This is a genomic window from Candidatus Cloacimonadaceae bacterium, from assembly GCA_030693415.1.
In the GTDB taxonomy this organism is placed as follows: domain Bacteria; phylum Cloacimonadota; class Cloacimonadia; order Cloacimonadales; family Cloacimonadaceae; genus JAUYAR01.
Map to the genome: position 1 here is coordinate 1 of JAUYAR010000076.1, position 6,594 is coordinate 6,594.

Below are 6,594 nucleotides of genomic sequence, written 5' to 3' on the forward strand. Positions count from 1 at the left end.
TTGATTTTTACTGAAGTGTACACTGTGCAGACGATATGTCAATTCAAAGCAACCCCTGCCTAAGGATGCCTTTCGCCCACTTTTCTTGATTTCCGAAACGCTAATTTATTGAAATTTAAGGGAATTTACTTGAACAGTCTCGGATACTCCCGAAACGTGCAAAGTATAGTATTGTAACACATTAGCATTTAATGAAGGATGCTTCAAGTGGTGAAGCAGAAGCTCAAAACTCCCTTGGAGATATGTACTTCGAGGGTTACGAAACAGAACAGGACTACAAGGAAGCTTTCAAGTGGTATCTCCGTGCTGCTGAACAGGGGCATGGGATGGCTCAGTATTATGTTGCTCTAGCTCAGTATGTCCTGGCGAAGATGTTTATCGATGGGCAGTACATAGAACAAGACTTAACTAAAGGTCTTGATTTACTGCAAAAAGCCTCGGATCAGGGTCTTGCACTCGCTCAATATGACCTTGGAACAATCTACTGTGAAGGTAAGATTGTTGAGTCCGATATCGATAACGGTGTTGAGTATCTTAAACTTGCAGCAGATCAGGGAAACAAAGATGGGCAATTCAATCTGGGCTTAGCTTATACAAACCTATCCGAACCAGACTATGACATGGCCGAAAAGTATCTACTAGAGGCATCATATAATGGTCATTTCAAAGCGATATTCGAATTATCTAGGCTATACACCCTCTACAAGAAAGACTACAGGCAGGGTTTATTGTGGGTAATAGTAGCCTTAGAGTACTGTGAGACGGTGGATGAACAGAGGTATAAGCGGATCAAGAGTGGCTTGGAAAGCAAGCTAAGTACTGCCGACCGTGAATCAATTTCTGCTGAAGCAAGGGACATAATAGCAACATTGGACGCAAGTCTTTATTGATTAAGTCGAGTATCGATTCTGGAGGATAGATGAGTTTTGTCCATTTACACTTGCATAGCGAGTATAGTTGGCTGGATGGAGCCTGCATCATTGATGATCTGGTTCAAAGAGCGGTGCAGTTCAAGATGCCGGCAGTTGCTATCACTGATCGTAATAGCGTGGCGGGAGCCTCCAGCTTGTAGCATAAGTGCATTAAAGCCGGGATCAAGCCCATCATAGGTCTTGAGATTGAAGTATTAAACCATCCCGGAGATGGCAAAGCCTTTTCAGTGATCCTGCTGGCCAAGAATGGCTCTGGCTATACAAATCTTTGCAGGTTGGTCACCTTGGCTCATGAGCATGATCCGCAGGCACCCAAGATCACAAAAAGCCAATTAAAAGAGCATGCACATGTTATGATCTGTTTGTCTTTCAGCGTGGTGGGAGAGCTTTGCACCTTGCTACTTGAGGATAGAGACCAGGAAGCCAGGCAAGTGTCCGATTGGTACTACAGCGTCTTTGGCGAGGATTATTACTATGAGATCCAAAACCATGGCCTACCCAAGGAAGCAATTGCCATGAACAAGCTACTGAACCTGGCTTATGAAACTAAGATACCTGTAGTGCTCTCCAACGATTGCCACTATATGGAACGCCAGGATTCCATCGCTATCGACGCTTTGAACAGAATCAGAAAGGGCATTGACTTCAGCCATCCGGAAGCCAAGCGTTTTGCCTGTAATGAGTACTATTTCAAGACCCCCAAGGAGATGAAATCGCTCTTTGATTTCCCACCCCAGCTCATCAAGAACAGCCTGGCAATTGCTGACAAGGTTTACGTCTTTGCCTATATGAAGGTCATTCAAGCCACCTATCCCAATCCTGCCACCACCAGATATCAAGGTCGCTACAGAGGCAGGATATACAAGTTCTATAACAACATCTGTCCCGTGATTGAAGAATATGACGAAAAGACCGGCTGGGAAGCCAGCCTCACTTCACTGGATAATGCCTACAACGAGTTCGTCAGTTTCTTCAATGATAACGGGATATCCGAAGCTCAATTAAATAGCCTGACCGGCACCGGCACATTGGGACAGTGCAGTTATGGTAGCAGCCATTATGTCAATAACTGGGTGGAAGCACACTTTCATGGCAATGTCATGCCTACCAAACTGCAGCCAGGTAAGTCTTACGAGACTAACCAGACTGAGCAGACCGATAACTTCAAAGCTCTGCAGGCGATGCTGATGCTCTATAATGCCACCATCTTTACCAGTCCAAGTGGCAGCATCATCCTCAAGAACAAAGATGCCTACTCCACTTCCATCATAGACATAGCAGACAGCGATGTTGTATCCTTTCTCTCCAAGCGAGGCAATCAGGAGAAGCCTGACATCAAAGCCATCGACATCCTGGCGGGAGATACCGCTCAACTGCAAGGCATCATCCAACCCTATCTGATGGACTTCTACGAATCCAAGTGGAGCATTGAAGCCGTAATAGATCAGTTGTCCAAATACAGCCTAAGTCTCCAGTCCAAGATCAGGATCAAGACCAAGGTCTATGCCATTACCGAACTGGAGCGCAACTACCAAAAAGATGAATACAAAATAAAGGCGTGGTTGATATGAAAGGCTTCCGCATGATCCGAACCGGCAGCGGCAACAGCTTCTATACCTGCGAGAACGGGCAGGTGGAATATGTTCCCAAACTCAAATACCGCATCGAGAAGAAGAATGCCTTTAACCCGGTTATTCTGCATCAAAGAGAACCGTATCGGGAAGATGCCATCAACATCGAAGCGGTGCTTAGACCGGAAGAGTATAGCGCTTTCCTTTACTTCCTGACTATTCCAGGCAAGTTCTATATTGAATTTACCTGGTACAGCACACTGATCAGGCAGTTCCCCGTGACTGTCACTCAACTGCCCAAGATGCCCGATGATCTGCATGAGTATCCCGAAAAGATAAAGGTATCTCTGGAATCCAGATACACCGGCGAACTTGCCTTCATCAACTTTGACTATATTCACACCTTAGACGAGTATGAAACCGTCTATCGATAAAAACCAACATAAACCAAAAAACATCAACCATATAAACAAGGAGCATACATGTATAGATTTGGAATCAGCTATTACATCATGAGCGCAGCTAACCGCATTCCCTTATCCGGAGTGACTATCAGACTGGTCAGACCAGGCGCAGCCTTTGCCAGTGGCATCAAGGTCGATGAGACCCCTACCGGCTCAGGCTATTACGAAACGGATACCATCAGAGAGCAGGACTGGGGCTTCTATGAGATCTGGGATGACAAGGTCAATCCCAACGGTTCATTCTCCGGCAAGACCTGTACCGTCGGCAAGCTCGATTCAAGAGGTATCCAGAACAGCGCTATTTACACCAATCATGTTCTGAATGAAGCCATTACCGCCGATAAACTCTCCGATGACTGCATCGACAGTAGGCATCTCAAGAACGAAACTATCTCTCTTACCAAGCTTATCTATGAAATCCAAGACCAGAACAGAGGAGTGGGAGTACCAAGTCAGCGGACACCTCCGGACATCAATCACGACCAGTCAGTAGGGCATAAATTGGACAAGGAATACGATACCCTGCCTTATGTTATACTGACCAACCGATGCGACTGCTTTCTTTACATATCCAACATCCAATTAGATGGCAGGCAGATAACGGTAACATCGGCATCAGCCAGCGATGGTCTGCCCAGGAATTGAAATACAACATCTTTGCGCTCAGCGCTGATTGACGAAAAAAGAGAGAATGACCCAAATAGATAACAAGCCATAGAACCCCAATCGACCCGAAAGACAAACCCGGCAGCGCCGGGTTTGGTAGGGGCGTTTCGTGGAACGCCTCTTTGTTATTGTTTCTGCTGTAGCCTGCAGATCAACTCTGCCATCAGGTTGATCATCTCCTTATAATCGCTGCATTCCCAGGCGTCGTCAGCCTTGATCCTGATCTCTTCCTCGGTCATCTTCTCCGACTGCAGCCAGGGTCACCGTAACTGATTCCACCAGTTTTTGTAATGATACTCACCTGCGTATGGATCAACCTCAACTGTCTGTTGATCTGCCACTGGAGCTTCAATTGGCTGTTCCGAACCATCCTCTCTCAGCAGTACGATCTGGCTGCCTGATTTTACCATCTCCTCCAGCGTTGCCTTGCCGTTGCCATTCTGATTTTGCATGATCATCTTGATCTCCTTCTCGGTTACCCGACTGTTGATTAATGGGTTCTACTTAAACCCCCTCGCAACTGTGGTCAAGTCCTTTCTGCACAATATGATAAGAAAGAATCGATTTTATGGGCTCTCATTTGTCACAGCAATATGCCATTTGCAAAAATCGTGAGCTAATTTGCAAAAGCCTTGATCCAAACCGAGTACAAAAATGCCATTTGCAAAAATCAGTGAGCCAATTTGCAAATTCAAGTGACCCTTTTCAAGCGTAGAATGGTGATGGTTTTTGAACAGTCTCCGATTCCGGTTTTTAGCGATTTGCAAAAAAAACATTGACAGAATAATGCGCTCGAAAACCAATAGCAACATAAGCATATATCCCTTGATCTATAAGGAGGATCAATGAAAAAGAGTTGGTTAGTCATCTTGGCTTTAATGGTTGTAATAGCCATATTTGCCAATAGTAAAACAACCTTGGGAGCCTCGAACAGCGGCTCCGACCGGTCTCGATTTGAAGTAGTGGCATGGCAGGAAAATTTTGAAAGCGGCGCCACCGGATGGACACACTATGACGGAGCCCTGTCTCCCAACAACTGGCATGTTTATGCTGCCGGCGGAACTCAGGCTAACGTCTGGTGGATGGGCGATCCAGCCCTTGCCCAAGGCACCAACATCGGCGGCTACCATGACCATCAATATCTGGTTCTGGATACCCCTGCCCAAACGCTATCCTCAGCCAACGCGACACTTACTTTCAAGCTGCGTTACAATATGGAAGCCCCCGGCGGGGAACCAGCTCCCTATAACGGTTGGGATTCCGCCAATATTCGCATTTCCACAAACAACGGAGCTACATGGACACCGATCAGCGGGACACCGACATATACTTTTACATCGTCCTATGCTTTCGGTTTCGAGCATGGCGAAGGACCAAACATCCCGGGTTGGGGTGGCGTTCTCTCCGCTTGGACAAACGCGACCTTCAATCTGAGCGCCTACATCGGTCAAAGCGTGAAGATTCGTTTTGCCTTTGCTTCCGACCCCGCATACAGCACAGGTGACGCTCCGGCTATGTATGGCATCATGATCGATGACATCGCTTTTGGCGGATATTCAAACAACGGCGTGAACGATGGTCAGATGACCTGGACAAGCCTTGTTCCGCTTGGCGGAGACCTTTGGCACATAGCTACCGACGCGACAGCGCCGTCACCCCCTCACATCATGAAATGCCAAAACGCGCAGGGCACCTACAACATGAATATGCTGAACTATCTGGTCAGCCCTCCCATCCAGCTTCCCGCCAGCGGAGACATCAGAGTGGACTTTATGATCAAGGGTGGTTTCCTTGATCCCAACACTTTCCCGAATGTTGACTATTTTGGCTGGGAGATTTCTCCCAACAACGGAATCACCTGGTTTGCGATGAGCAATCCCTATGGTAGCCCCACCGGGCTAAACTATGTCTATAGCGATGCACCCGACGTCTGGTCTTCCATGACGGAGAGCTATTCTCTGGATGGATTTATCACCGACTATGCTGGCGAGATCGTCAAGCTGCGCTGGTATTTCAAATCCGACGCGGATGCTCCTTCAGGCATCGGCATCATGATCGACGACGTGATTATCTATAACGACGTCTTCATCGCCGCTCCCGAAAATCTCACCGCTACAGTGGTGGGATCCAACGTCACGCTAAACTGGGTAGCACCCGGTGGTGGCGGTGGTGGAGCAGAAGGCTGGCTGAATTATGACGGCGAAAATGCCGGAAACTCAGTTGGCACCAATGGCGTGGCGGATTTTGACGTCGCAGCCAAATGGGACGCCTTGGGCACTTATGGCATCAGCCCCTGGGTCGGAATGAATATCACCAAGATCAAGTTCTTCCCCGCAGAACCCTCCACTCTTGTTTCCCATGCCATACGCATTTGGACGGGAGCTACCGGAACCCTTGCCTATGAACAATCCGTTCCCACTTTCACTCCGGACGCTTGGAACGAGATCATTCTCACCACTCCGTGGACGATTCCCAGCGGAACATCGATCATGGCTGGTTATCGCTGCAACGCTACCGGTGGCTATCCTGCCGGCTGCGATGCCGGTCCTCCAGTGGCTGGCTATGGCAATATGATTCGTTTCAACAACGCCTGGACGACCCTGACCGCTCTGGCTCCGACTCTTACCTATAACTGGAACATCCGCATCTATGTGCAGGATGCCGCCGGACGCGAATATGAGATCACCGAGCTTCCGCAGAACGTACAATACTCCGAAGGAACCCTGGGGGTGCAGAGCGATCGCTTAAACCGTGAGGTTTCAGCCTACAAAGTCTTCCGCGATCAGATCCTCATCGACCAGGTAGCCGGAAACGTGCTTACCTATACCGATATGAACGTCGCCGGCGGACTTCACACCTATTATGTGACCGCGCTTTACGGCACCAACGAATCCCTGCCCTCAAACGTGATCTCCGTTTTCGTGATGCCGGCTATGCATACCGAGCTTTTCCACGACGATG

At 48.2% G+C, this 6,594-nt stretch carries 5 protein-coding genes and 1 pseudogene; 5 read left to right on the forward strand and 1 reads right to left on the reverse strand.

The window, feature by feature from the left end; genetic code table 11:
* The first annotated feature begins 191 nt into the window (after positions 1–191).
* The 4 genes and pseudogenes from Q8M98_04695 (at position 192) to Q8M98_04710 (ending at position 3,612) form a co-directional block, all read left to right on the forward strand.
* Complete coding sequence (locus Q8M98_04695) at positions 192–890, forward strand: tetratricopeptide repeat protein (GenBank protein ID MDP3114059.1); 699 nt, start codon at positions 192–194, stop codon at positions 888–890.
* Positions 891–919: 29 nt separating this feature from the next.
* Positions 920–2,503, forward strand: a pseudogene (locus tag Q8M98_04700) (PHP domain-containing protein).
* Positions 2,500–2,937 carry a hypothetical protein gene (locus Q8M98_04705; GenBank protein ID MDP3114060.1) on the forward strand — a complete coding sequence of 146 codons (438 nt, stop codon included), beginning with the start codon at positions 2,500–2,502 and terminating at the stop codon, positions 2,935–2,937. The pseudogene Q8M98_04700 and the gene Q8M98_04705 overlap by 4 nt, the downstream one beginning before the upstream one ends.
* A 48-nt stretch (positions 2,938–2,985) precedes the next feature.
* Complete coding sequence (locus tag Q8M98_04710) at positions 2,986–3,612, forward strand: hypothetical protein (protein MDP3114061.1); 627 nt, start codon at positions 2,986–2,988, stop codon at positions 3,610–3,612.
* A gap of 281 nt (positions 3,613–3,893) precedes the next feature.
* On the opposite strand, the gene Q8M98_04715 is transcribed toward Q8M98_04710, so the two are convergent.
* Positions 3,894–4,091, reverse strand: a complete 198-nt coding sequence (locus Q8M98_04715) for a hypothetical protein (GenBank protein MDP3114062.1) — start codon at positions 4,089–4,091, stop codon at positions 3,894–3,896.
* 387 nt (positions 4,092–4,478) lie between these two features.
* On the opposite strand from Q8M98_04715, the gene Q8M98_04720 reads away from it, so the two are divergent.
* On the forward strand, positions 4,479–6,594 hold a 2,116-nt coding region (locus Q8M98_04720; protein MDP3114063.1), incomplete at its 3' end, for an immune inhibitor A.